At 65.1% G+C, this 3,353-nt stretch carries 2 protein-coding genes; both read right to left on the bottom strand.

Annotation, left to right across the window (positions count from 1 at the left end):
• Positions 1-1,735 (bottom strand): propionate--CoA ligase (gene prpE, locus AC1DSN_RS20300; RefSeq protein WP_477332489.1); only part of this gene is annotated, 1,735 nt, incomplete at its 3' end.
• Positions 1,736-1,745: 10 nt separating this feature from the next.
• On the bottom strand, positions 1,746-3,347 hold the full coding sequence (locus tag AC1DSN_RS20305; protein ID WP_477332491.1) for an alpha/beta hydrolase: 1,602 nt from the start codon (positions 3,345-3,347) through the stop codon (positions 1,746-1,748).
• Between the last annotated feature and the right edge of the window lie 6 nt (positions 3,348-3,353).

The raw sequence follows: 3,353 nt of genomic DNA on the forward strand, positions 1-3,353 counted from the left end.
CCACATAGACGCAGCCGGGGCGCGCCACCGCACCGAGCAGCTCGACCACCCGTCGTTCCATCGCCTGTGCCACGTCGCGCGGGTCGTCGGTCACGCCCTGCTTCAGCGTCGCAAAGACGGCGGGCAACTGGCCCTTGAGTTCGTCGCCGATGCCGACCACCGCGACTTCCGCCACGGCGCCCAGCGTGGCCACCGACTCCTCGATCTCACGCGTGCCGAGCCGATGACCCGCTACGTTGATGACATCGTCGGTGCGACCAAGAATGAACAGGTAGCCGTCCGCATCCTGCACCGCCCAATCCAGCGAGCTGTAAAGCAACTCCTTGAAGTGCCCGAAATAACTCCGCACATAGCGGTCGTCGTCGCGCCAGATGGTGCTCAGGCAGCCGGGCGGCAGTGGCGGCTCGATCACCAGCACGCCCTTCTCGCCCCGCGCCTTCTCATCCCCCGTCGCCTCATCGATCACGCGCATGCGAAAGCCGAACGTCGGGAATCCGGGCGAACCCGGCCTGACCGGCTTGAGGTCCAGGCCCGGCATGAGCGATACCGCCGGCCAGCCGGTTTCGGTCTGCCAGTAGTTGTCGACGACGAGTTTGCCGGTACCCGCCGACAGCCACTCGTAGGTCGTGTGATCCAACGGTTCGCCGGCACAAAAGATGTATTTCAGCGCCGAGAGATCGTACTTCGACAGCCACGACGCGTCCTGCTTCTTCAGCACGCGGATCGCCGTGGGCGACGAGAACATGTTCCTCACCCGGTACTTCTCGCAAAGGCGCCACCAGACACCCGGATCCGGTGCCGTCGGCAGGCCTTCGTAGAGAATCGCGGTACAGCCGCCGATCAGCGGGCCGTATACGTTGTAGGAGTGACCCACGGCCCAACCGACATCGGAGGTGCACAGAATGGTCTGGCCCGGATGCAGGTCGAAGATCGTCGTCATCGACAGGGCCAGTGCCACCGCATAGCCACCCACGTCGCGCTGCACACCCTTCGGCTTGCCGGTCGTGCCCGAGGTGTAGAGCAGGTAGCTGGGCTCGTTGGATTCCAGCCATGTGACCGGAACCATCGCGCCCTCGTGCTTGCGGCGCGCCTTCGCGTAATCGACATCGCGGCCATCGATGCGTTCCATGGCCGGATCGAGCTCGCGATTGACGATCAACACATGCTTCGGCGGCGCTTTCGTTTCGCGTAGCGCGGCGTCGATGAGCGGCTTGTACGGAATGACCTTGCCTCCGCGCATACCCGCGTCGGCGCAGATCAGCAGCACAGGCTCGGCGTCATCGATGCGCAAGGCGAGGTTGTGTGCGGCGAAGCCACCGAACACCACCGAATGAATGGCACCGATGCGCGCACACGCAAGCATCGCGAACACGGCCTCGGCGATATTCGGCATGTAGATGACGACACGATCGCCCTTGCCCACGCCGAGTTCGATGAGTACGGCAGCGAACGAATTCACCTCACGGTGGAGTTCGCGATAGGTGATTTCGCGCGTCGTGTCGGTTTCGGTGGAGACCGCCACGAGGGCCAGCTGGTCGCCACGCTCATCGAGATGGCGATCGATCGCGTTGTGGCAAAGATTGGTCGTGCCTCCGACGAACCACCGACGAAACGGCGGCCGCGACTCGTCCAGAATGCGTTGCGGCGGCGTCTCCCAGTGGATCAGCCGCGCCTGCTCGGCCCAGAACAGCTCAGGCTCGTCGACCGAGCGCCGCCAGAGTTCGTCGTAGGTCATGCCGCGTCCCTTATTTACCTTGCCCCGGCCTTGCCACGCCATACATCTCCCACGCGATTTTCTTCAGCAGCGCGTTGCGGTCGTCGCCTTCCACATAAAGGTCGAAATGCGTCTTGCCCGGAAGGAAACGGATATCGCTCTTCGCATGGAGCCCGTCGAGCGTGTCTTTGAGAAGTTTCGCAGAACCATCGAGATAGAACGTGTCCGCCGTACCGACGATCAGGTGAATCTTGCCGTCGAGGTCCGGCTTCAGCTCGGGCCAGTGCGTGCGCAGGCGCTGTGCAATGTCGTAATGGTCGTGCCAGTAAGCGACCACGGCCGGGTCGATCGCGCCCGTGTCGCGGTTGAACATCGGCTCGGGACGACCGTCCTTGCCACGGGGCGAGAACACCCATTCGAACGAACCGAGCTGGCCGCCGTAGGCACCGAGCACGCGCTCGAGATGGGCAAAGGTCTCAAAGGTGGCGATGACCTGGCCCTTGTCACGAATCAGCGGATACGCCGTACCGTCCGGGCGCTTGTACGCGTTGGCATTGGCGGCATACAGGTCGATGCCGGTGAAATTGTGAAAGTCGCTCGGGTCCGGCGAGGTGGACCACGTGCCGCCAAAGACCTTCGGGTAACGCGTCTGCAGCCATAGCGTGGCCCAGCCGCCCGAGGAGTGGCCGTTGAGGAAGCGGCCGCCCACTTTGGCGTCCATCTTGTAGCGGCCTTCGAGCCACGGGATGTATTCCGTAGTCAGTGCCTGGCCCCACGGGCCGTTATTCACCGAGTCGGCGAACTCGTGCGTGCCGGTCGGGCCGGACTCGTCGAGCAGCACCCAGATCATCGGCGGCATGCTCTTGTTCGACATCGCCGCCCAGAGGTTGGCGATGGTCCCGGCGTAGCGATCGAAGCTACCGCCAAAACCATGGGTGACGAAGACGGTCGGATAACGCGTCTTACCGTTCGGGTCGTAACCCGGCGGCGTCACCACCCAGGCGCGGATCGACAGCGGACGGCCCGCGAAAGCGGTCAGGGCCGTGCTCTGCAGGACCTCGGCGTGCGCGTGCTGGCGGGCCTCCGGCRGCACGTCGCGAACCGCCTGGGGCACCGAGGGCGGCAACTGCCAGACGTCCCTCGCCGGGACGGTCCGGGTCAGCTTCAGCGCGGGGAGCGAGCCACCGGCCGTGAGCTTCACCGGGGTGACCTCGCTGACCAGATCGCCGCCATGGCGGCCGCTGTAGTTGTAGTCGTGGCCGACGTCGAGGACCGCCTGGACCAGGTAATCGCCCGGCGGAAGGCTCGAGAATCCGTCGGGAAAGGCTTCGCCGTCCGTGTCGAGGTCGACCGACTGCCCGGGGGCGATCCAGCTCACCTCGCGCGCGGCGACGGAGACGGCCTTCGGCTGGAACGGATTCGTATCGACCTCTTCCACCTTGCCGTCCTTCGCTGCTTCCCTGGCCACAGCGGCCGGTGCAGCGAACAGGAGCAGGCGTCCGGACGTGCCCTTGTCGGTCGCGCCGTCGAGGGTGATCCGGACGATCCGGTGTGCCAGTGGCGCCTGATCGGCCTGGGCGGTGAACGAGCCAGCGGCAAGGAACGCGAGCGCAAAGGCGGCGCGGGCGGACAATATCTT

The organism is Luteibacter sp. P4_D7_3 (genome assembly GCF_056401735.1).